The sequence below is a fragment of the Burkholderia paludis genome (genome assembly GCF_000732615.1).
In the GTDB taxonomy this organism is placed as follows: Bacteria; Pseudomonadota; Gammaproteobacteria; order Burkholderiales; family Burkholderiaceae; genus Burkholderia; species Burkholderia paludis.
Genome location: NZ_JPGL01000001.1, coordinates 92,962 through 114,695 on the forward strand (window position 1 = coordinate 92,962; position 21,734 = coordinate 114,695).

Sequence of the window (21,734 nt, forward strand, 5' to 3'; positions counted from 1 at the left end):
GGCCACGCCCGTCGCGAACCCGCGACATCAGGACACCCCCTGCTACACCCGCTGACGCTCGGTCGCCCGAACCGGAAAGCGACGCGTGCGCACGCGCTCGACGACCGGCCGGATCGATCCCGCGTACGTATTGAACACGTGCCCCGTGATATCGGCCCCGATGCTCTGCAGGCGCGACAACGCCGTCTCGACGTCGGCGGCGCGTGTCAGTCCGCTGCGCGACACCAGCACGTGCGCGTCGCACTTCACGCCGACGATGCCGAGCGCATCGTTGTTCGTCAGCAGCGGCGGCCCGTCGATCACGACGAAGTCGTAATGCTCGCGCACCGACGCGACGAGCTTCGCGAAAGCCGCGGATTCCAGCAGTTCGCCCGGTGACGCCGTGCCCGGCGAGCCCGCCGGCATGATCGACAGCTGGCTGCCCGCGACGCGCAGCGTCACGACCTCGGGCGACACCGTGCCGTCGAGCACCTGTGCGAGCCCCGGGCCGCCGGCCGTCGACGACGCGCGCAGGTCGGCGTTGATCAGCAGCACACTGGCATTCGTCCCCGCCAGCAGATACGCAAGGTTCGACGCCACGAAGCTGCAACCGACGCCCGCCGTCACCCCGGTGAACAGCAGGACCTTGCCGCCGCCGCGCCCGGTTTGGGCCAGCGCGACCTTCAGGCTCGCCCGCAATGCACGTACCGAATCGACACCCGCGTCGTCCGGATGGGTCGCCGCGAGCGGCAGCGCGGCCACGCGCGGTCCGCCGGGCAACGCCGCCAGCGCCGGCGACGACGCCACGCTCGCGAGACACGGGCGGTCGGTCAACCTGGCCAGTGCGCCGGCCGAATGCAGTTCGCGGCGATACAGCGACAGCAGATGCACGCCCGTCAGCGCCAGGAACACCCCGGCGAACAACGCGCCGAGCACGATGATGCCGCGCTTGGGCCACACCGGCCGGAACGGCGCGACCGCCCAGTCCACCGCCGTCACGCCCGGCGCCGCGCTGGAAATCGCGATCTCGAGCTGCTGCGCATTGGTCACCACGCCCGTGTAAAGCTGCGTCGCGATCGTCACCTGGCGCGACAGCCGCACGAATTCGCGCTGCGTCGTGGGCAGCTTCGCCGCCTCGGCGCTCGTGTCGCGGATCTCGCGCTTCACCTGGTCGAGCTGCGACTGCACCGTCTGGTACTGGAAGCTCTTCGGCAAGAAGCGCTGCCTGACGTCGTCGAGCGAGATCTGCAGCTCGGTCTGGTGCTCCGCGAGCGTATTGAGCCGGCCGATCAGCGCGGCGCCTTGCTGATCGACGTCGATCGCGCCGTTCTGCGTCCGGTACCGGTTCAGATCGTCCTCGGCTTTCTGCAAGTCGTGCTTCAGCGCCGGCAAGCGCTGGTGCAATGCGTCCAGATTGCGCCGGGCGCGATCCGTCCGGAACGCGAGGTCGCGCTGCAAGTACGCCTGCACGATCGCGTTGACCATCTTTTTCGCGTCACGCGAACTGTCGGCCTGGTAGCTGAGACGGATCATCGAAGGCGATTCCAGCGTCGAATCGCGGTTCGGCACGACCGTCTTCAGGTGCTTCGAGACGTTGTCGTACACCAGCGGTTCGGGCTGCTTGCGCACCGTGAACGCAATGCCCGGACGCGCGCGCAACGTGTCGACGCGCAGGCGGCCGGCCGTCGCCTCGCCGGGCAACTGGAACGGCACGGTTTCGCCGACCTTGCCGTGCGCGAGCGCGTGATTGTCGTCGTCGTAGAGCGTCCAGTCGTTCGCCTCGTCCGCGACGATCCTGAACCGGTCGCCCAGCGCACCCGACGGAATCGAGAATTCGCCGATGTCGAGCCGCTCGCCGCCCCACGCGTAACCCGTCAGTCCGAGCGGCGCCGGCGCGAGTGCGTCGTCGCCGTCGACGCGCGACGCGAGGAACGCGCCGATCAGCGGAAACCGGCTGGCGTTGCGGATGTCGAGATCGGCGCCGGTCGCGTCGATCGCGCTGTCGACGACCGCGCGCGAAATCAGCATCTCGCTTTCGTCGGACGCGGACGGCGACGCCGCGATCGTGCCGGAGACGTCCGACAGCGAACTGATCGACGAGCCCGGCTTGGTCTGGACGCGCAGCAGCGCCTCGGCCCGGTACTGCGGCGTGGCCAGCAGCGCATACAGCACGCCCGCGGCGAACGTCGTCGCGATCGTCCCGAAGAACAGGCGGCGATGCCGTGCGACCGATTGCCAAAGCTGCATCAGCCCGGATTCGTCCGGTACCCGTTGCGGATATTCGAGGTTTCGTGCGTTGAATTTCATGTTTGTTTTCTGTATGAGGCGATCGTTTCCGATCCTGCTCGCCGGCTATCGGTCAGTCGCAGACACGATGAACACCGGGCCCTGCTCCTCGCGGAGCGTCAATCGACGGCGCGCGATGTCGAGCGACGCGCCGTAGAGATCGGTTGCGGACGTACCCGCGGCAGGCAACCGGGACAGGTCGATATCGACCGCGTTGCCGCTTTCGTAGCACCAGACGACGTATTTCACGACCTTGTCGGCATGCAACTGCAGGACGGCGACGCGCCGGACGGGATCGAGAAACACGCGCGCGGCGTGTGCGTTCGCGGTGAACGCGAACAGGTGCCGAACCGCGACGTAGGCCGGCAGCGGCGTGTTGTCCGCGTCCAGCAGCCCGAAGTTGTGCTCCATGTTCGTCGGGTCGCGCCCGTCGTTGCGCATGTCGTAGTACGCGCTCAGCCCGATCTGCGCGATCCAGTCGACCAGCAGGCGTCGCACCGCGTAGCGCGCCTGGCGCTCGCGCGCGACCGGATCGTGACCGTCGCGGGTATGCGATACGTACTTGTAGCCATAGGTCGGATACGACCATTCGGTTGCCCAGATGGCCGGCGCCGTGCGGTACGCGGCGAGATCCCGTGCGAGCACGGCGTAATCGCCCAGCGCGGTCTCCGGCGCAGTCTGCCGATACGGGTGCACGCTGACCGCGTCGGGTGCGGGCTGCGACGCGCCGCCGATATCGCCCACCGACCGGATGAACGCCCGGTCGACCTGCTGGACGCCGCCCGTCGCGACGACGGCGTCCGGATTCGCGGCCTTGACCGCCCGGACGGTCGCGACCAGCAGGTTCCGGTACGCGGCCGGCGACGGCGGCGCGAGCCAGTAATCCTTGTGATCCTCCTCGTTCCACACTTCGAAGCGCACCGGCTCGCCGCGATAGTGCCGCGCGGCCTGCGTCGCATACTCGGAGAATGCGGCGATCTGCGCGGGCGACGTCGGCGGCTGCTTGGGCGCGTATCGCGGATGCCCGTAGCCGAGAATGAACAACGCGCCGAGCCCACGTGCGCGCAGGTTGGCGACAAGCGCGTCGTAGCGCGAGAAATCCCAGCCGTGCGGCGTTTCCACCGAATCCCAGAAGAGATCGGTACGGACGAACGAGAATCCGGCGTCCCGTACCGCGTCGAGCAGCGCCGGATCGTCGATCTCGTGGATCGCGACACCCGTGTTCGCCCGCGTGTCGAAAAAGCGCGGAAGCGCGACGTACGGCGGTGCGGGCGCTTGCGTCGGGTTCGGCAGGACGACCGGCGGCTCGTCCGAGCGGGCGGAATTCGACGCCGCCGATATCACGACGGCGCCGAGCAGCGCGGCGGCGAACCATTTCGCCCACGCTTTCGCGCGGGCGGGTTCGATGCCCGTGCTCATCGGCTTCCCGCCCAGGTCGCCGTGCGCCCGGCGCTGTCGCGACGCGGTTCGTGCACGCGGCCGGCACGCACGGTCAGCGTGCGGATCGCGAGGCCCGTGAACAGCAGGCAGCCGAGCGCCTCGAAAATGTCCGTGGTCACGCCGCTCAACAGCACGAAGAGCAGCATCACCCACGCTCGCGGATCGTCGATGCGACTGGCCAGCACGCGCTGCGCAAACAGGAGCATGACGAGCAGCCCCCCCGCCACGCCGATATTCGCGACGACATAGAGCGCCGCGTTGTCGGCGTAGCCCGTATTGAAGCCGAAGTCGGCCGTGTAGTACGCCGTCGCGGAACCGAAACCGCCGGGCCCGACGCCGAACCAGAGCAGATTCGCGTTCGCCATGCCTTCGAGCAGTTTCGGCCAGGTGTTGAACAGCCGGTCCTGCATCGACGCCAGCGAACCCGTATCGGCGACGCCCACGTTGGTCGTCGTGGCGACGACCCAGCCCACGATCGGCAGGACGATCATCAATCCCGTCAGGACGATGCACGCGCGCCGGAGGCCCGGCGTCTTCAGCGTCGTGAAGCAGAACAGCACGAGCGACAGCGCGATGAGCGTCGTCTTGTTGGTGGTGGCCCAGATCGCATACGCCGACATCGCGAGCAGCGCCGCGATCGCCAGCGCGTTGCGCAGGCGCGGGACGAGCCACGTGGTCAGCAGGCCGATCACGAGGCCGGTCGTGGCGCTGCTGCGGCCGAAACCGGTCAGGCGCGGCACCGTGCCGACGTAATTGGACGACGCGAGCTGCACGTTGACGCCGTCGACGTCGATGCTGCCGCCGACCCACGGCAGGTGGACCAGCCCGTTGAGCATGACCCCCGCGCAGCAGGCCGTCGCCAGCAGGACGATCGCGCCCCGGATCGCGTCCGACTCGAGCAGGTCAAGCGCGCCGCGCGGCATGAGCAGCACGAACAGCAACGGCGCGACCGTCCATATCCAGAAGCATGCGGCCACGAGACTGACGCCGTTCGCGAGCGACACGCACAGCTGCACGGCGAGGAAACTGGCGACCAGCAGCGTATCGACGCGCGGACGGATCGCGAGGCCGAGCGCGATGCAGCCGACCATCAGGGCCTTGGGCAGATAGCCGAGCATCGACACGCCCGCGATCGACGTGTAATAGCGAATCGCGCCGGAAAAGACCTCGCTCGCGATCGCGATCATGAATGTGGCGGCCCAAAGCCGGTTTATCGATCGGTTTCCGTTCATGACGCTGGAGACACATGTTTTCGAGCGGAGCGACGCGAACGCGTGGCGCGCGACCGGATTCGCGCAGACCGCCCCGTGCGACATGCGCCGATCAGGCGCGGCGAGGCGTCGCCCGCCCGCGCTGATGTCAGGCCAGTATAGGTGGGGGCCCCCGGAAGAAACGTTCGACAACCCACACTTTCCGTGCCGCGGCAAAGCAGGCTCGCGGGGCCGGAAGATCGCGCGGCCGCGCCGCGCCGCCGTCGGGCGCGCCGGGCGCGACGCGCGTCAGCCCGTGCGCGCCGGCACGTTGACGAGGCCGACCCGCTCGCGGCGCAGCACGTACGCCAGCGCCGCCGCGACGGCCGTTTCCGCGATCAATACCGCGATGGCCGCGCCGCGCTCGGCGAACAGCATCGCCAGCGGCGGCAGCAGGGTCACGTTCAGCACGCCGGACGAGATCAGGATGAGGCTGAACGCGCGCTTCATGCCGAGCGGCAGCATCGTCTGAACGCCGAACAGGTCCGTCATGCAGGCCATGAACGGCACCAGCGCCAGCCAATGCAGCACGCCGACCGTCGGCGCGAACGAGCTGCCGTACAGGATCCGGACGGCGAGCGGCGCGCATGCGTAGATCGCCGCCGACATCGCGAGCACCAGCGCGCCCTGCATGACGATCAGCTTGCGCAGGAACGCGAAGGCCTCGTCGCGCGCGTGATGCATCAGATAGGTGACGTGCGGATAGGTCGACGCCCGCAGCGGCTGCAACAGGCCGACCGCGGCCCGGATCAGCTTGTCGCCCGCGGCGAAATAGCCGGCGGCGACGTTCCCCGAGACGATGCTCAGCAGCACGGTATTGGTCGACGCATAGAACGAGATCGACGTCGACGCGAGGAACACCTGGAAACCGCCCTTCAGCGCGTCGACGATGTCGGCGAACCGCACGCGCACGCCCTCGATCTCGCGATGCAGGAACAGGTACGCAAGCAGCGTGACCCCGCACAGCAACGGCACCGCCGCGTTGATCGCGACCGCCGGCAGGAGATCGTCCGGCGAGCGAACCCACATGAAGAAGGCCGCCACGCTGAGTGCGCGGTACACGACCACCGTGACGCTGTAGACGCTCAGCCGCTGGATTCCCTGGAAGTACCAGCCCGGCGTCAGCGCGGCGCCGATCGCCATTCCGAACCCGATCAGCAGCGCCGTACGCTCCGCCGCGAAATGCGGGATCAGCACGGTCAGCCCCACGAGCACGGCGAAGCCGGCGACGGTGATCATCCACTGCGCGCACACCGTCGTCCAGAAAATGCGGGACCGTTCGGCCCGGTCCTTCGCGAGGGCGACACGCGGCGTCGCGGTCAGGTCGAAACTGTAGTTCGCCAGGTTGATGAAGTATGTCGCGACCGCCAGCACGAACGACAGCGTGCCGTACTGCTGCGGGCCGAGCACGCGCGTCAGCAGCGGCAACGTGACGAGCGGAACGACGTACGTCGAGATCTGCAGCGCGAACAACAGCGCAAAATTTTTTCGAACGGCGGTCATCGTGCTCTACGGGCTGAATGTGAACAGTGCGCCGACTGTCAGTGTGCCCACGTGCGCGGACCCTCGGTGCCGATGCCGAGTACGGCGCACAGCGACGACGCATAACGGTCGACCGAGTAACGCGACCAGTCGTAGCGGCGATTCTCGCGATCGAGGTGCGCGCGCAGTCCGGCCAGTGCTCGCGCGAAGTCCTGGGGCGTATTGCGGTAGCGAATCTTGTTGCCGATCTCGTCGCCGAAGGTCGACAGGCTGCCGATGTCGTGCACGAGCGCCGGCAGCCCGAGCATCGCGGCTTCCACGATCACGAGGGGGGCGTTCTCCACCCAGATCGACGGCATCACGAGCGCGTCGTGCATCGGCAACGCGGCGAACAGCGTTTCGTGATCGAGGCGTCCGGCGAATCGCAGCCTGCCCGAATCGACGAGCGCCGCGTAACCGCTCTCGAGGGCGCCCCGCTCCGATCCGTCGCCGTAGACCGTGAGCGACGCGATCGCATCGCCGGCCGGCTGGGCCATCAGCGCGAGAAACGGCGCGAGGCCCTTGTCCGCTTCCACGCGGCCGACGAACGCGAGATCGAGACGTTCGCCCCTCGCGCGCTTCGGCGCACGCGGAACGAGCGTGGCATCGACCGGGTTCGGCAGCAGCGTGGCGGGCGTGCGGCTCGATCCCGCGATCAGGTCGCGCATGAACGGGCTCGGGCAGAGAATCTCGTCGAACAGGCCGAGCGGATCGAACAGCGCGTTGACCGCATGCCAGTGCAGCTTCTTCGCGACGTCGTGCAGCACGCCGTGCGGGCTGGCGGTGAAGACGACCCGCCGCGCCCGCCGCAGCGTATCGAGCGACAACGGCCGCGCCCGTCCGCCGGAGTAGACCATCAGGCTCGGGTTGTAGAACAGCAGATGGTAGTCGTGCGCGGTCAGGTACAACCCGCATCCCGAGCGCCGCTTGTAGCGGGCGAGCACGGGCAGGATCGCGCTCGACAACAGGTTGTGATAGTTGTGCACGAGGATCCGCTGCGGACGGAACCGCTCGAGCAGCGCAACGAGCGCGCGCGCGGCGGCCGGCGACCAGGCGCGCGCGCGCCGGCTGTTCCCGGCATCGGGCAGCGCATGCTCGTCGAAGGTTTCGACCACGACGCCGTCGCGGGCGCGCAGCACATCGACGGATACCCGGTACACCTCCTCGGCCCCACCCTTGCGGACGAAGTCGTTGATCACCAGCACACGCATCGCGACGGCCCTCAATGTACGCTGGGCCGGGCGCGCGACGCGCCGTCACCGTCCTTGCAGGCCGCAAGCGGCGCCATGCGCCCGCTCCACGTTCCGGCCCCCTGCACGCACGCCCGCGCGAACCGGCGCGCCGCAGGGTTTGGGCTCATCTTTCGGCATTCACGGCGATTTCGTTGCATCGGCATTCCTGAACGGCCTCGTGACGCCGACGCCGTCGAAAACGGGACGACACGAGAAAGGGACACCGCCACGATAATGTGTCGGAAACCGCGGATCTGTTCGCACGGTTACTTACGGGCGGTTTCAGCCGGGCAGCCGGGCGCGCCGGGCAGCGCTCCCGGTTGCGCACCGGGCAACCTGCCGGGCGTTCAGGCGGCGGGACTCGCCGGTCGCGCCGCGTTCGTCTCGACGCGGGGCCCGCCCGGATGTTACGGAATCGCGCGTTCCGTCTTCGTTTTCACTTCCGTTCCCGGAGCGGTGGCAACCGCGACGACGGAGGCGGCCGGCGCATGCCAGCCGACCAGCAGCGCGGCGCACCGGTCGATCACGTATTGCGCGGCGGCGGCGCCGTGCAGCGAATGATCGAGCGTGTCCTGCATATCGACCGACACATTCGGCAAGTGCGCGAACGCGCCGGACACGGGGCCGAAATTCCGGACGATCACGTCGACGCCCGCGTCGAACGTCCCGTAGATCAGGTGCGTCTGGATACCGCGCAGCGACATGTCGCGCAGCAGGCCGCGAGGCGTGTCCTTGCCCGGCCCCCGGCCGATGCGCTCCGCCAGGTTCCTCACCGGCACGGTCGCACTATCCACGACGAAGCGGGCGAGCGCACGCAATACCGGGCGCAGGTCGCGGCCCTCGCTCAGCAGGCGGCGCCACTTGTCGACGCTGCGCAACGACGCGACATAGCCGCGCATCGAATTGGTCTGGTTGTCGACGGCATCCGCGAGCGTCTGCCCGCGCGGCCAGATGAGCACCGGAAGGTTGACCGCGATCACGCCGGCCAGCGTCCCTTGCGCGGCCGCATGAAGCGAAGCGTACGCGCCGGAGCAGATTCCGAACGTGACGACCCGGTGGTGGCCGGCTTCCTTCAACCAGCGCGCGGCGGCGACCATGTCGGCAACAGCCTGGTCGGAGTACGGGATGTCCGTCTGGTTGTCGCGCGCACGCCGGCCGCTGTCGCCGATGCCGCTCGAATCGACGCGCAGGCTGCGGATGCCGAGCGCCGCGAGCGAACGGGCCAGCCGAACCGCCAGCCGCCCGTCCGCGACACGCGGGTTGGCCGCCGTATTGGCGATCAGCAACGTGGGCGCGGCGGCGCACGCCCTGTCGCCGGCCGGCTCGCACAGCACGCCGACCAGTTGCTGCGGCCCCACGCGCACCAGGTGTTCGACGCAGCCGTTGCCGGCCAGCGTGGGCCGGGGCGCGGGACGTCGCGCGAGCGTGCGGACGGCCGCGGTCGAACCGTCGTCGATCCAGTCCACGATCGTATCGGGCAGCGCATCGGGCCATCGCGACCAGATCGGTTCGCGCATCGCGACCGCCCAGTCCGAGCAGGTTTGAAGGTTCACCGCGACACCGCGCGCCTGCAGCGCGGACGACAACGCAGCACCGTCGCCGTACGGCGCATCGACGATCAACGCGCGCGCCGGGCAGCTCTGCAGATTCGCGGCGGTGCGGCACAGATCGATGCGCCGGAGCGCGTCGACGAGATCGTCGGGATACGCATGGCCCAGCACGGTGAACGGCCGTTCGTCGCGAACCGCATCTCGTACGGCGGGCGACACGTTGTCGAGCCAGCGTTGCGCGACGAGCGAAAGCTCGCGCATGTAGCTGCGGCCGCGCACGACGGGCGCCAGCGCGACGAAACGCGTGAGGCCGGGTATCCCGTCGGCCGCAAGGAGTGCCAACGCCGCGCCCGCGCGCACGCCGACGAGCGTCAGGCCGTCCAGCGCCGCGCTTTCACGCAGCGTCCGGGCGGCTTGCCGGATGCTCGCCAGCATGCGCTCGAAGCGTTCGGCATCCTGTTCGTCGCCGAGCGAATCCCCGCTCGCCGGATACTGAAAACGCAGCACCGGAAAGCCTCGATCGGCGAGATGCTCCGCGAGCGAGCGCACGAGCTTGTGAAGCCAGAGCGCCTCATGGCCCAGCGGCTCGCAAATGACGATGCCGTGGGATCGGTTGCCCTCGTGAAGCCAGCCAACGCATCCATCGAAGTGGATGGGTGTCATGGTTTGGTCCTTGTTCTAGGTGTCTGACGGGCCGGATTTCAATACGTGCCTGCCGCAGGCCATGCGGCAAGTGGTCGGGCGCTACTCACCAGACCGAAGAGCGGCACGCGCATGAAGCACGAACGCTTGCCGTGGACCACCCCGATCCGCGAGCTCTTCGAGATTGAGACTGGTGTCGGGAATGTGCTTGATTCGCATTCCGTCATATCGCCATCTTTCATGCCTGACGACCTCGATGCGTCGGGCCGGCGGCCCCGCTCGAATGTCTACGCGCAGTAGATCATTCACGCCTGACGTATTTCGTACGCCACATTACAATTTCAATACCTTCCGCAGTATCACCACCCCGCAGCCGGCAGGAACGATGACTGCGTCCTTCCACGCGCCCGACGGCGCGAAAAATCTTCCCCGGCGCACACAACGGGGCATCACGGCGTCACGGCCCGGGCGGTCAATGCGCCCTGCGCCGCGGACGGAATCAGCAGGTTCACGACGCGGCTCCAGCGCACCAGCGACGATGCGTCGACGAACACGACGTCGCGCCGCTCGAGCGCGAACTGGTCGGCGAGCGCGTACGACGCCGGCGCACTTCCGTCCAGGTGATAGACCTGCGGCCGGTTGCCCGGCCCGCGGCGCACCACGTAAATCTGCCGCGCGTCGGACGTGTACTGGCTCACACCGCCCGTATCGCCGAGCGCTTCGCCGAGGCTCATCCGTCCGTCGGTCAACGTCAGCGTCGCCGGGCGCGACACTTCGCCCAGCACGAACACCTTCGCGTCGCTCGTCGCCCGCACGCGCACCAGATCGCCGTCGCGCAGCAGGATGTTCGACGGATTCACGCCCGCCGCGATCAGGGCCGGCAGGCTCACGTTCACGGTCTGTCCGCCGCGCGTCACCGACACCTGCGACCGGTCCGCCGTGGTCGTGAAGCCGCCCGCGCGATCGATCGCCTCGGGCAGCGTCATCGGCATGTCGTTGACGATCTGCAGCCCCGGCGTGCGCACCTCCCCATCCAGATAGACGCGCTTGCTGCGATACGCCTGAATGCGCAGCGCGATCTGCGGCTTGCGCACGGTTTCGCCCAGCCGCCGGGTCAGCACCGTGCGCGCCTCCGCCTCGGTCAACCCCGCCACGTGAACGAGGCCCGCGTAGGCGAACTGCACGTTGCCGCCGGGGTCGACCGTGTAGCCGGCCGCCACCGAGTTGGTGCCGATGTTGTCGCCGTTCGTCGTCTGGGCGGTAGGCAGGTTCAGTTCCGGGTGATCCCATACGACGATGTTCAGCACGTCGCCGGGGCCGATCACGTACGGCTTCGGCGTACCGAACAGGCGCCGGACTTCGGCGTCGACGCTGGCGGGTCGCGCAGCCTGCTGCTGGACGAACGCCGGCGTGATCTCGATCAGTTCCTCGCTCGACACGTTCTGCACCCCGTCGAGGCCGCCCGCGCCCGATGCGGCGACGTTCACGCTCGCATTCGCGTCGCGTCCGGCCGGCGCGCGGTACGTCATGCCGGGGGCGAATGCACATGCGCTCAGCGCGCACACGGTCGCCGCCGCCGCGAGCAGTCGCGGCGAACCGAGCCTCGTTCTCTTTTGTGTAGTCGTTGACATCGCGTCTTTCCAAACTGTGCAGGAACCCGTCCGGAATGACGGACTGGCGCATTGCGCTTGCCGGCACGGCACGCGCCGCATTGCCGCGCTTCCCTTGTCGCCGCACATCGTTCCGCCCGTTTCGTGATGAACGGCTCGATGTCGCATATGCCCGCGTCCTGCCGGTCGTGCTCCGTCAGGGCTACTCACGCGGTAATACCCGATTGGACACCGTCTGACGCGACGTGTATGTGAGCAACCCCACCGAAAGCCTGTCTTCATACAAAAATGCGATCGCACCCCGGCTTTCGCCGGCCCGTGCGGCCGATGCCAGTGCCGGAACCGCTGCCGGGCTGGAGGAAGCCGGCGATGTCGGTCCGGAACGAGACGACCGGCCGTTCGAACGCCGGATGCGCTGTGTCGGGCGCGTTGCCTGTCGGGGTGGCGGACAGCCGCTCACGTTTGTCGAGGTCGTTGAGGTCGTCGCGGGCCGGCCGGTTGCAGGGAACCCTGCGGCCATAAACCAACGGGGGAGCCGCGCACGTCGTGCCCGGCTCCCCCGCATTCGCCCTCCCGTCGACGCTGCTTATCGAAGCAACAGCGCCAGCAACGTCGCAAGCGCGGCAAGCGCCGCCATCCCTGCCGCCACGCCGGCCAGATGCGCGGCAACCGCCAGGCCGGCCGGCAAGCATGTCGACGCCTCGCCACTCGCCCCGCCCGCGGGCCCGGCCCGCGGTCGCGATGCAACGCCGGCCATCACGCGCCGCCCGCTTCGAGCGTATCGAGCAACGGCCTGGCCAGATACAGGACCTGATGCACCGTGCCGGCCGCCCCGCCCTCCGGTTCGTGTTCGGACAGCAGGATGCGGCTCAGTCGCCAGCGCGCGGTATCGATGCTGACTGCCGCGGCGACAACGCCGGCCTGCGCCGCCGCTTCGCGATTGCGCGCGATCTCTCGCGCAAGCGTCGCATCGAGGTCGGAATCGACCGGAATATCGATGGCGTCCAGCCGCGCGAAGCGTGCCGTCGAAGCGCTGCCCTTGCGGGCGTCGAGCACGACCTGCACGTCGATCGGCGCGCGTCCGAAGCTGGCAGTGACGACCCGATAGCGGCCCTCCGCGACGAACCGCGTAAACGCCTGCTCGTTGCGCCACAGATAAAGCGACGCAAAACTGTTTTCCGTCGCGCCGTGGCGGCCTGCCTCGCGCAGCAGGAACCCCTTGAACAGCAGGTCCGGCGCGTCGTCCCAGTGCCTGCCGCGCTCGCGGGCGCGCTCACGGATGAGGTCGAGGTCGTAGTCCGCCGGCAGGCGGTGCACGTAATACGCGGTCAGCATGATCGACTCCTGGAAAGGAAACGGAGATTCCGGACGGCTCGAAGACAGCGTAGAAGACCTTGAATCATTTGAAAATACGATGGCAGAATATTTCAATGATTCAATTCTGAAATGAGTGAGTACGCGATGAAAACGCTCGACATCGAAGCCGTGCAGGCGTTCGTGCTGACCGCCGACCTCAAGAGCTTTACGCGGGCCGCCGAGGCGATGGACACGACGCAGTCGGCGGTGAGCCTGAAGATCAAGCGGCTCGAGGACGGGCTCGGCCGCCGCCTGCTGGAGCGCACACCGCGGCAGGTTCGCCTTTCGGCCGACGGCACCGCGTTCCTGGTGCCGGCGCGCGAACTGGTGGCTGCTCACCAGGGCGCGGTCGGCGCGTTCGGCATCGGGCAGCGGCGGCTGGTGATCGGCGTGAGCCATCATGTCGTCGGCGCCGAGCTTCCGATGCTGCTGCGACGCATGAGCGAAGCGGAGCCCGGGCTCGTGCTGGAGATCCGGGTCGCCGCGTCGCGCGACGTGCTCGATGCGTTCGACCGCGGCGAACTCGACGCGGCCGTCGCGTTGCGGCACGACAGCCGGCGGCTCGACGGCGAGACCATCCTGTCGGAATCGTTCGGCTGGATGGCCGCGACCGATTTCGAGTACCATCCGCCGCAACCGCTGCGGCTCGCCACGCAGGCCGAGCCGTGCAGCGTGCGCCGCATGGCGATCGGCGCGCTGGACGAAGCCGGCGTCGCCTGGACGGAAGTCTTCGTCGGCGGCGGCGTGGCGACGATCGGCGCGGCGGTATCCGCGGGGCTGGCCGTCGCCGCGCTCGGGCATCGCGTGGCGCCCGCCGGGACGATCGACGTGGGCGCGCAATACGGATTGCCGCCGCTGCCCTCGCGCGATGTCGTGCTCTACTCGAACCAGACCGATGCGCCGGCCCGGCAGGCGCTGCGTACGCTCGGCGCGGCGCTGCGGTCGTCGGTCGGGGTGCGGTGACGTCGCGTGCGGCATGGGTAGGTCGATGCATGCGACGTACCGCTCGGTCGCGCCGGTGCCGGTCGGCCCACGCTGGATCGAAACACACGGAGAAAACGACATGCGCCCGCTGGACGAACTGGTGAACGAACGCGAATCCGCTCTTCCGACCTTGACCGAGTGGGCGGCGGCGGCCAGCGGCCCGTGCGAAATACTGCCCTCGTCCGATCGGTGCGGCGACGTGCTGGCGGCGCTTCAGGTCTCCACACGATCGACGTTGGGAACGGTCGCGTACTCGACCGGCGGCATCCTGGCGGCGGGAGGCTTCCTTCGCCTGCTCGGCTCGGGCCATCCGAGGCTGCCCAGGGACATCGTCGGCTGGAACGACGGGCGCTCGTCCGGTTTTCTGCTGGTCGCGGACGACGCCGTCGGCGGATTCTTCGCATTGAACGGCGGCGCACTCGGGGAGGACACGGGCTCGCTGTATTACCTTGCCCCCGACACCTTGCAGTGGGAGCCCCTCGAGATCGGGTACAGCGACTTCGTGCGCTGGGCCCTCGGCGAAAAGCCGGACGATTTCTATGCGGGCATGCGCTGGCCCGGCTGGCAGGCCGATGTCCAGCATCTGACGACGGATCAATGCTTCAGCTTCTATCCGTTCCTGTGGACCAAGGAAGGATCGGTCGAACACAGCAGCCGCAAGGCGATAGCCGTTTCCGAACTGTACGCACTGCATCTTGCCCTTCGATCCGGAGCGTCACCGCAATCGTGACCGGGCCGCGGTGCTCGAACGACGCACGCGGCCGGGGCGGCGGCCATCCATTCCCATCGTGTCGGCGGCAACAACATGCACCGATGCGCCCCACGGGAGATTCCCCGCGTCTTCCCGCTCTCACCTGCGCGGGCGGGAACGAAAAGACGGCACCTCGATGTCATTACGTGCGTAAGTCAAGACCTGATCTCTCAGTCAGCGTCAGATCAGGTCTGAGATTGCTTCGGCATCACTCCATCAAGGGCCCGGATCGACCCATCTCAGTCGTTCGTCGCCGCGCCGACTATCCGTCGTTTCTTGGGACCACAACGGCCATTCAGGAACACCTCTTTCGAGAAAAGCCCTCCATAGAGCCATCTCGCTTGCTAGTCCGCGTTAACTTGCGGTCGGTCGTGCGACCGTGCGGTTTGCAGATGCCTGCCAGGCTCCTCAGTGGCGAGCACGACCGACACCTAGGCATTAGCGACCTTCCCTTTCATGCGCCATATGTTGGATATGCGGATTCAGGCAGGTCTACGATCCCCGCTTGGCTCAGCCAGTGATTGATGCACATAGGTCTACCCATCGAGTGGGACTTGCTTCGGGCCGGCTCGGGACCGCACGCTTCCACGAACGACCGCTGACCGGCGAGAAGTGCGGCGACTCAGCGCCGTGAACAGTCGCTCACTACCTGAACCCAAGCCTCAAGGTGTCACTGCACTTTCCTGATCCTGAAGTCGAACATTGTGTGCAAGACACCCAACTGATTAACCGTTTGGGGGGTTTCGCTCGTGATCACCCATCCTGCTTTCCGGAAAACGCCGGTGCTGGTTCTTCCGTGCCGCTGGCAGTCGGACACCACGTCGTCACTGCGTTTTGGTGATGAATCGAAAAACGCCGTCCTGCAGTAATCCTCTTCGCCAATGGGTTCTTTCGCCCAAGTCGCGACCACAGCTTGCGCAGCCGACACTGCTTCCTTCTGCCTCTCAACCATATCTTGTCTATGCACTTCCCCGCGATGCTGCGCCTCTTGAATCTGACTATCAACCTTCTTCAGGAGAGACACTTTTTCTTGTTGTGCGTCATCGAAAAACTTGACGGTGTTGGTCACCGGTGCACCAATTACGCGACCCGGATCCCAGAATTCGTCTGTCGGAACCAGATAGGCCGAAGGCTGTAGCGGGTTGGAATTCCAAGGCAGGATCGCCTGAAGGTCATCGTCCGTGATACCGGAAAGCAGATTGCCCATCGCATTGTAATTGTGGATGTTGAACGGGACTCGGTTGGTGCATGTCTTGTCAGTATCGCAATGCAGCCATGCCAGTTCCGACGCCTTGGGATACGCGCGCAGCCTCACATTGAAGGTCTCGCCGGAACGCATTTGCACGCTCACGTTGCCGACCTTGCTACCGACCTTGCGCGAAAAATTGACGCTGGAGACGTCCTTCGTGTTGTAAACGCGCTCACCGATCTGAAGAGCGAGGATCTCGTCGCCACTGCGGGTCCACGCCCAATACTTAGGGGAGAGGTCGCTCTTGGACGTCGTGTACGCCACCGTGTTATCGGAATAGACGTTCAGGGTAGTGGTATCCATCTTGCCCACTTCCGTCTTGACTGCAGAAGTGCTTGCGCAGGCTTGCAGTAGAACCGTCAAAGCGCCAGCTGTTCCAATGAGGTATTTTTTCTTCATTCTCAATCTGCGATAGAAAAGGGGGGATTCCAATGCGTTTCATGTTATCGGCACGGAAACCAATTTTCTTGAACCTGCTGAAGCGGCCAGGCGGCCAATTGCACTTTAGCGCCATACTGGCTGCGCAAAAGGCCGATGATTGGTTCGGCGAAGCCCATGCATAGCCCCAAAGGACGGGCGTGCCTGCAATCCATCGGGGATACTGCAATGCGAATGGCTGATGTCGGCGCCGACGGCGACGCTCGAACTCCCTGTCAATTTGATCGTCGAACGTCGCCTCATGGCCGAATACAGCCGGATGCATCGCGCATAACCTAAGGCGTCAACGCAGCGCGTCGACCGACGATATGCTACCTCCGCGATCACGAAGCCAGTGGAAGCTGGTTCGCAACCCGACAGCAACATAGTCCCGCCACAGGTGCGCTGGCCTGGCCCGGTGAGTGGCATCGGAACTGTACCTGTCGGGCAGTACGACCGATAGATACACTGGATTGATCAATCTATACAGCGTAACTGAGTGGCCTGATTCGCTGCGTCGTTCTGATCAACCACGAACATTCTGTCATCAACATGCTGCAGATACTGGGGAAGGCCTCTTCCATCAACGTGCGCAAGGTACTCTGGACCTGCGCCGAACTGGATCTTTTGTTCACGCGTGAAGACTGGGGGGTGGGTTTCCAGTCCACCAACACGCCCGAATTTCTGGCGCTCAACCCTAACGCGATGGTGCCTGTGATTCGCGATGGAGATTTCGTGCTCTGGGAGTCCAACACGATCATTCGCTATCTCGCCAACCGCGAAAACGCTACCCACCTTTACCCAACGTCAGCGCTGGCCCGCGCTCGCGTAGACCAATGGATGGACTGGCAGGCGACCGATTTGAACAAGTCGTGGAGTTACGCGTTCCTGGCGCTAATCCGGCGTCTTCCGGATTACCAGGATCCGGAACAGATCGCGAAGTCGTGCACCGCCTGGCGCAGACACATGACAATCATCGAGCGACAACTGGAAAAGACCGGGGGCTTCATCGCCGGAGCGTCGTTCACGATGGCCGACATCCCTATCGGACTCTCCGTGAACCGCTGGCTCGAAACGCCAGTCTCGCATGAAGGCTTCCCTGCCACGCTGGCGTACATGGAACGCATGTGCGAGCGCTCAGGCTACGCAGAGCACTGTCGCAACGGAACCCCGTGAATACCACGAACCTCTCTCACGTGGCGCCCACGATGGAACGACTTGTCGACATATTTTTCTATGGCCTGCACATGGATGGCGCCAACCTCGCAGCAAAGGGGGCACATCCACGGCAGCCTCGCATCGGGCGCATACTCGATCACCGTGTCGTGGTGGCGACGAAGGCCATCCTGATTTGCGCTCCGGGTGAGGTGGCCGAAGGGATGATCTACGCGCTCACGCACTGCGAGATCGATCGACTCTATGACGGGCTCGACGACTACCGCGCCGAAGCGTACATCGCGCGCATCGATGACCCGGACGGCGAAGTGTCGCTGCTCGTTCCGACTTTGGCCATGGTGCATGTCGCTCCGCGCATCGATGGCGCCGTCGAGCCGGACTACATAGCCCGACTCCATACCATACTCACGTCGTTGGGACTATCAACTTCTCACTTACCCCGGATATAAGTCGGCGCTGCCACGAACCCGGTCTCGTATGAAGTCGCCGGTCTGCACATAGAGCATCAGGGGCGCAATATGATCGAGCCGTTTGCTTTGCCCGTTTCCAGCCGACGCTGCGCTTCGCCTGCTTCGGCCAGCGGTAGCACGGCTCCGATCTGCGCTCTCAGACCGCTTCGCACGCGTTGGAATGTAGCCAGCCCCGCTTCGCGGTATCGCAACGGATCGGCAATGTAGCGGAACACGCTCGGACGCGAAAGTGCAATCGAACGTGCGGGACCGAGCAGAGACAGATCGATTGGCCCGGGATCACCGTCGACCTGGCCGACGCTGGCGACCATTCCAAATGGGCGCACGGTGCCGAGCGTCTCGATGAACGTCTTGCCCCCGATGCCGTCGATGGCGTAATCAACGCCGCGACCATCGGTCAGTGCGTGGACGGCAGTGGTGAGGTTCTGTTCGCGGTAGAGAATCGCATCGTCCAGACCAAACTCTTTCGCGAGTTCCGCCTTTGCTTTCGAACCAACGGTGCCGATGACACGCGCGCCTAGCGCTTTGGCCCATTGTGTCACGACGAGTCCGAGTCCGCCGGCAGCGGCCTGGATCAGCACCGTGTCGCCGGCCTTGATGGTGTAGACGCAGGAAGACAGCATATGTGTGGTGATGCCCCGCAGCAGCAGGCTGGCAGCCGTGTCATCGTCGATGTCATCTGGCAAGGGGAGAACGCGAGCCGCAGCAATATTGCGCGCGCTGGTATAGCTGCCGACCGGCGGACCGGCGTAGGCGACGCGCTGGCCAATGTACAGCGATTCGACGCCTTCGCCGATGGCGTCGATGATACCTGTGGCTTCGACGCCCAGCACGGCGGGAAGTGCTGGCAGCGGATAGAGGCCCGTGCGGTGATAGATATCGACGAAATTGACGCCGATAGCTGTCTGGCGGATGCGCACGTCGCCGGGTGCAGGCGCAGGGAGCATGGTCTCGTGCAGTTTTAGCGTCGAAGCGTCGCCGTGCCGTGCAATGGCGAGTTCGACAGCAGGTAGCGGCGACGTCATCGGTATGGCAATGGAAGGCATGTTTTCCTCATGATGTGTTATCTGGCAAGTTCATGGTGCACTGAGAGGACGCCCGGTTCAATTCCGCATAGATCGACAATGAGTGTGCAAAAAAACACAGGTAGCGCTCTGCTGGAAGGCTCTCGCCTGCAATGGGACGACATCCGGTATTTCCTCGAACTCACGCGAACCAGAAGTCTCTCGGGTGCGGCGCGTAAGCTCTGCGTCGAGCATTCGACGGTTGCCCGCAGGGTCGGGGCGCTGGAGCAGTCACTGGGACTTAGACTGTTTGATCGTCTGCCGAAGGGCTGGACGCTTACCCCGGAGGGAGAAACCCTCGCCCGGCATGCGACATGCCTCGACGAAGAAGCGCACGCGTTTTTCCGCGCGGCCGCTGGCATATCGTCGTTGAGCGGTACGGTGCGGCTGTCTGCGCCGCCTGTGCTGGCGAGCCATCTTCTGGTGCCGCGTCTGTCCGCAATGCGTGCCCAATGGCCGAACATCGATCTCGAGGTGATGGGGGAGTCACGTGATGCGAGTCTGTCTCGCGGCGAGGCGGATCTGGCGATTCGCATGTCCAGGCCTACCACTTCAGGCCTGGCCGCGCGACGCGTCGGCGAAATGGGTTATGGCCTTTACGCTGCGACCGGGTATCGAGAACGGTCGGAGTCGGAATGGGAATTCCTGGGCTATGACGAGCGTCTCAGTCAGGTGCCGCAGCAGCGCTGGCTCAAACAATTCGCCGGAGATAGACGATTCGTATTCCGAAGCAATGACCTCGCCGCCCTATTTCATGCAGCCAAAGCTGGGTTAGGAGTGGCGGTGCTTCCGTGTTTTTTGGCCGAACAGGATCCGGCGCTTCTGCGGATATCAAATCACGTCTGTCCGATCACCCGACCGTTGTGGCTATTGATGCATCCGGACGTAAGGCGCTCACCCCGCGTGCGGTTGATTGCCGAGATGGTTGCCGATGTAATTGGCAAAACATCAGGGTTGTCGTCTGGTATTTCGGCGTCAGTGACAGAATAGCCGCCTGTAGTACGCGTCGGCGCGCGCCTGTACATCAATGTTCGCCGGGGGTGGGACGGGCGGCGGAATTCGTCATACGTATCTGTCGTTTGGAAAGCCGGGAAGCGAGCGGCGGCCGAACTGAGACAGACGATCTGACGCTCCCTGACTAGTCCAGTCCAGCCTTACACATTACGCGCTTCCACTCGCGACTCATGAGTTTCTCGCTCTCCACTACTGACGTCCGCGAATTCGAGACCCACAAGAACACGCTCAACAAATCATTAGCCATCCTATATTAAAACGATAGACAGTCGTCTCGCTTCGCATGACAAACGCGAGGTAGACGACGCCCGGCAGGCAGGCGACCCTGTCACGATCGCCATTCCCGGAACGAGCCAGCGCAAGCGCCATGTAATGCTCCAGCGACGACGAACGCACCGTCTCCGTTGACAGCGGCAGCAACATCCCTTTCGTCAGCACCGACCGGCCACCTCATCGCATCGCGCTTCGTCTCGTCCGGTTTCCTTTCTCGCGTCAGTTCGCCCCACCTTGCGACCGAGACCCGGCGCCCGCTGGGAAAATCCTGTCCCCGCGTGCGCCCCTGATTGCCTCGACGCCTTCCTAGCCATCCGTGCGATTCGTCACAAAACCCTGTTGAGCAGCCCAAAGCGCAATGTCCTGCTTCTGGATTGCAGCCGCCATCAATTCCGGAAACCTGTCGGGTGTACAGGCAAAGGCGGGAATGCCAAGCGCGGCGAAGCGGGCCGCATTGTGGTGATCGTAGCCAGGTGCGCCATTGTCTGCCAGTGCGAGCAGGCAGATGACGTTGACGCCGGCCACCTTGAGCGCTGCCGCGCGTTGCAACATCTCTTGTTGATTGCCGCCTTCGTACAAATCGGTGATCAACACGAGAATGGTTTGCTCCGGACGGTTGATGACCTGCTGGCAGTAGCCTAACGCGCGATTGATGTCGGTGCCGCCGCCCAGTTGCACGCCGAACAGCAGATCGACCGGGTCGCCCGCTTCGTCGGTCAAATCGACGACATTGGTATCGAACACGACCATGCGGGTACGGACCGCCCGCAGTGACGCCATGACAGCGGCAAACACCCCGGCGTAGACCACCGATGCAGCCATCGATCCGCTCTGATCCACACAGAGAACCACGTCGCGCAGCGCCGACCGTTTTCGTGCATAGCCCACCAGCTTTTCCGCAATCACCGTCCGCTGTTCGGGCAGGTAGCGCGACAGGTTCGCGCGGATGGTGCGATGCCAATCGATTTCATTCAGGCGCGGCCTGTGATTGCGTTCCGCACGATTGAGGCTGCCGCGTATCGCCTGGCGCATCGGCTCGGCCAGCCTGCGCTCCAGTTCATCGACCACGCGCCGCACGACCCTGCGTGCGGTCTCCCGCGTCTTGGCCGGCATCACACGTGACAACGACATCAGGCTCGCAACCAGATGAACATCCGGTTCCACCGACTCGAGCAGTTCCGGTTCAAACAGCATCTTGCGCAGGTTCAGACGCTCCAGGGCGTCCTGCTGCATGACCTGTACGACGGACGTTGGAAAAAATTCGCGAATATCGCCCAGCCAACGCGCAACATTCGGACTGCTGGCGCCAAGATTGCCCTGGCGATCGCTGTCATACAGCGCTGCAAGGGCATTGTCGGCACGGATGAGTTCCGTGGGCAACGTCGTACCGCAGCTTTCCTGGGCATCGCTGCCCAGAACCAGGCGCCAGCGCTGCATGCGGTCGGTTTCGAGATCCGTGTTGACGCTCAT

19 protein-coding genes are annotated in these 21,734 nt (G+C 65.4%); 6 read left to right on the top strand and 13 right to left on the bottom strand.

The annotated features are described in order from the left end of the window. Nucleotides 1–42: 42 nt before the first annotated feature. From GQ56_RS0100425 to GQ56_RS0100455, 7 genes are all read right to left on the bottom strand, one after another. On the bottom strand, nt 43–2,286 hold the full coding sequence (locus tag GQ56_RS0100425; RefSeq protein ID WP_043300964.1) for a GNVR domain-containing protein: 2,244 nt from the start codon (nt 2,284–2,286) through the stop codon (nt 43–45). Nucleotides 2,287–2,331: 45 nt separating this feature from the next. Further along, complete coding sequence (locus tag GQ56_RS0100430) at nt 2,332–3,684, bottom strand: cellulase family glycosylhydrolase (RefSeq protein WP_031396773.1); 1,353 nt, start codon at nt 3,682–3,684, stop codon at nt 2,332–2,334. Then, nucleotides 3,681–4,892, bottom strand: a complete 1,212-nt coding sequence (locus tag GQ56_RS0100435; RefSeq protein WP_235212599.1) for a hypothetical protein — start codon at nt 4,890–4,892, stop codon at nt 3,681–3,683. Before GQ56_RS0100435 ends, GQ56_RS0100430 begins: the two co-directional genes overlap by 4 nt. A gap of 312 nt (nt 4,893–5,204) precedes the next feature. Beyond that, complete coding sequence (locus GQ56_RS0100440; RefSeq protein WP_031396775.1) at nt 5,205–6,458, bottom strand: oligosaccharide flippase family protein; 1,254 nt, start codon at nt 6,456–6,458, stop codon at nt 5,205–5,207. A gap of 38 nt (nt 6,459–6,496) precedes the next feature. Next, the gene (locus GQ56_RS0100445; RefSeq protein WP_031396776.1) at nt 6,497–7,687 is read right to left on the bottom strand and encodes a glycosyltransferase family 4 protein; all 1,191 of its coding nucleotides are present in this window, start codon (nt 7,685–7,687) and stop codon (nt 6,497–6,499) included. Nucleotides 7,688–8,115: 428 nt separating this feature from the next. Then, nucleotides 8,116–9,921 (bottom strand): serine aminopeptidase domain-containing protein, encoded by a 1,806-nt coding sequence (locus GQ56_RS0100450; RefSeq protein WP_031396777.1) that lies wholly within the window; start codon nt 9,919–9,921, stop codon nt 8,116–8,118. A 428-nt stretch (nt 9,922–10,349) separates the two neighbouring features. Further along, nucleotides 10,350–11,531 carry a polysaccharide biosynthesis/export family protein gene (locus GQ56_RS0100455; RefSeq protein WP_031396778.1) on the bottom strand — a complete coding sequence of 394 codons (1,182 nt, stop codon included), beginning with the start codon at nt 11,529–11,531 and terminating at the stop codon, nt 10,350–10,352. A gap of 35 nt (nt 11,532–11,566) precedes the next feature. Between GQ56_RS0100455 and GQ56_RS43715 the strand changes: the two genes are divergently transcribed. Then, nucleotides 11,567–11,749 (top strand): hypothetical protein, encoded by a 183-nt coding sequence (locus GQ56_RS43715; protein ID WP_152601580.1) that lies wholly within the window; start codon nt 11,567–11,569, stop codon nt 11,747–11,749. Nucleotides 11,750–11,788: 39 nt separating this feature from the next. On the opposite strand, the gene GQ56_RS43720 is transcribed toward GQ56_RS43715, so the two are convergent. Together GQ56_RS43720 and GQ56_RS0100460 are read right to left on the bottom strand one after the other, a co-directional pair. Continuing rightward, entirely contained in the window at nt 11,789–12,037 is a 249-nt protein-coding gene (locus GQ56_RS43720) for a hypothetical protein (RefSeq protein WP_152601581.1), read from the bottom strand. A 229-nt stretch (nt 12,038–12,266) separates the two neighbouring features. Further along, nucleotides 12,267–12,827, bottom strand: coding sequence for a DUF4865 family protein (locus tag GQ56_RS0100460; RefSeq protein ID WP_235212600.1), 561 nt, complete (start codon nt 12,825–12,827; stop codon nt 12,267–12,269). Nucleotides 12,828–12,971: 144 nt separating this feature from the next. Between GQ56_RS0100460 and GQ56_RS0100465 the strand changes: the two genes are divergently transcribed. After that, on the top strand, nt 12,972–13,829 hold the full coding sequence (locus GQ56_RS0100465; protein ID WP_031396780.1) for a LysR family transcriptional regulator: 858 nt from the start codon (nt 12,972–12,974) through the stop codon (nt 13,827–13,829). 25 nt (nt 13,830–13,854) lie between these two features. Next, entirely contained in the window at nt 13,855–14,580 is a 726-nt protein-coding gene (locus GQ56_RS0100470; RefSeq protein ID WP_235212601.1) for a DUF2625 domain-containing protein, read from the top strand. A 691-nt stretch (nt 14,581–15,271) separates the two neighbouring features. Here the strand turns inward: GQ56_RS0100470 and GQ56_RS0100475 are convergent. Beyond that, a complete protein-coding gene (locus tag GQ56_RS0100475) occupies nt 15,272–16,249 on the bottom strand; it encodes a hypothetical protein (protein ID WP_031396782.1) in 978 nt (325 codons plus the stop codon). A 570-nt stretch (nt 16,250–16,819) separates the two neighbouring features. Here GQ56_RS0100475 and GQ56_RS0100485 point away from each other — a divergent pair. After that, on the top strand, nt 16,820–17,443 hold the full coding sequence (locus GQ56_RS0100485; protein WP_031396783.1) for a glutathione S-transferase family protein: 624 nt from the start codon (nt 16,820–16,822) through the stop codon (nt 17,441–17,443). Nucleotides 17,444–17,475: 32 nt separating this feature from the next. Beyond that, nucleotides 17,476–17,892 carry a gamma-glutamylcyclotransferase family protein gene (locus GQ56_RS0100490; protein WP_031396784.1) on the top strand — a complete coding sequence of 139 codons (417 nt, stop codon included), beginning with the start codon at nt 17,476–17,478 and terminating at the stop codon, nt 17,890–17,892. A 56-nt stretch (nt 17,893–17,948) separates the two neighbouring features. On the opposite strand, the gene GQ56_RS0100495 is transcribed toward GQ56_RS0100490, so the two are convergent. After that, nucleotides 17,949–18,938, bottom strand: a complete 990-nt coding sequence (locus GQ56_RS0100495; RefSeq protein WP_031396785.1) for a quinone oxidoreductase family protein — start codon at nt 18,936–18,938, stop codon at nt 17,949–17,951. 99 nt (nt 18,939–19,037) lie between these two features. Between GQ56_RS0100495 and GQ56_RS40455 the strand changes: the two genes are divergently transcribed. After that, a complete protein-coding gene (locus GQ56_RS40455; RefSeq protein ID WP_075122825.1) occupies nt 19,038–19,967 on the top strand; it encodes a LysR family transcriptional regulator in 930 nt (309 codons plus the stop codon). Nucleotides 19,968–20,219: 252 nt separating this feature from the next. Here GQ56_RS40455 and GQ56_RS40460 read toward each other — a convergent pair whose 3' ends face one another. Together GQ56_RS40460 and GQ56_RS0100500 are read right to left on the bottom strand one after the other, a co-directional pair. Next, complete coding sequence (locus GQ56_RS40460; protein ID WP_152601582.1) at nt 20,220–20,414, bottom strand: hypothetical protein; 195 nt, start codon at nt 20,412–20,414, stop codon at nt 20,220–20,222. A 156-nt stretch (nt 20,415–20,570) separates the two neighbouring features. Next, nucleotides 20,571–21,734 carry a vWA domain-containing protein gene (locus tag GQ56_RS0100500; protein WP_031396786.1) on the bottom strand — a complete coding sequence of 388 codons (1,164 nt, stop codon included), beginning with the start codon at nt 21,732–21,734 and terminating at the stop codon, nt 20,571–20,573.

What these genes read in the sequence shown, in the direction of transcription:
- GQ56_RS0100465 (WP_031396780.1), top strand. Translation starts at nt 12,972, where the DNA reads ATGAAAACGCTCGACATCGAAGCCGTGCAGGCGTTCGTGCTGACCGCC.
- GQ56_RS43715 (WP_152601580.1), top strand. Translation starts at nt 11,567, where the DNA reads ATGACGGACTGGCGCATTGCGCTTGCCGGCACGGCACGCGCCGCATTG.
- GQ56_RS0100440 (WP_031396775.1), bottom strand. Translation starts at nt 6,458, where the DNA reads ATGACCGCCGTTCGAAAAAATTTTGCGCTGTTGTTCGCGCTGCAGATC.
- GQ56_RS0100425 (WP_043300964.1), bottom strand. Translation starts at nt 2,286, where the DNA reads ATGAAATTCAACGCACGAAACCTCGAATATCCGCAACGGGTACCGGAC.
- GQ56_RS0100485 (WP_031396783.1), top strand. Translation starts at nt 16,820, where the DNA reads ATGCTGCAGATACTGGGGAAGGCCTCTTCCATCAACGTGCGCAAGGTA.
- GQ56_RS40455 (WP_075122825.1), top strand. Translation starts at nt 19,038, where the DNA reads ATGAGTGTGCAAAAAAACACAGGTAGCGCTCTGCTGGAAGGCTCTCGC.
- GQ56_RS0100490 (WP_031396784.1), top strand. Translation starts at nt 17,476, where the DNA reads ATGGAACGACTTGTCGACATATTTTTCTATGGCCTGCACATGGATGGC.
- GQ56_RS0100455 (WP_031396778.1), bottom strand. Translation starts at nt 11,531, where the DNA reads ATGTCAACGACTACACAAAAGAGAACGAGGCTCGGTTCGCCGCGACTG.
- GQ56_RS40460 (WP_152601582.1), bottom strand. Translation starts at nt 20,414, where the DNA reads ATGTTGCTGCCGCTGTCAACGGAGACGGTGCGTTCGTCGTCGCTGGAG.
- GQ56_RS0100445 (WP_031396776.1), bottom strand. Translation starts at nt 7,687, where the DNA reads ATGCGTGTGCTGGTGATCAACGACTTCGTCCGCAAGGGTGGGGCCGAG.
- GQ56_RS0100430 (WP_031396773.1), bottom strand. Translation starts at nt 3,684, where the DNA reads ATGAGCACGGGCATCGAACCCGCCCGCGCGAAAGCGTGGGCGAAATGG.
- GQ56_RS0100495 (WP_031396785.1), bottom strand. Translation starts at nt 18,938, where the DNA reads ATGACGTCGCCGCTACCTGCTGTCGAACTCGCCATTGCACGGCACGGC.
- GQ56_RS0100435 (WP_235212599.1), bottom strand. Translation starts at nt 4,892, where the DNA reads ATGATCGCGATCGCGAGCGAGGTCTTTTCCGGCGCGATTCGCTATTAC.
- GQ56_RS0100500 (WP_031396786.1), bottom strand. Translation starts at nt 21,734, where the DNA reads ATGAGCGTCAACACGGATCTCGAAACCGACCGCATGCAGCGCTGGCGC.
- GQ56_RS0100470 (WP_235212601.1), top strand. Translation starts at nt 13,855, where the DNA reads ATGCATGCGACGTACCGCTCGGTCGCGCCGGTGCCGGTCGGCCCACGC.
- GQ56_RS0100450 (WP_031396777.1), bottom strand. Translation starts at nt 9,921, where the DNA reads ATGACACCCATCCACTTCGATGGATGCGTTGGCTGGCTTCACGAGGGC.
- GQ56_RS0100475 (WP_031396782.1), bottom strand. Translation starts at nt 16,249, where the DNA reads ATGAAGAAAAAATACCTCATTGGAACAGCTGGCGCTTTGACGGTTCTA.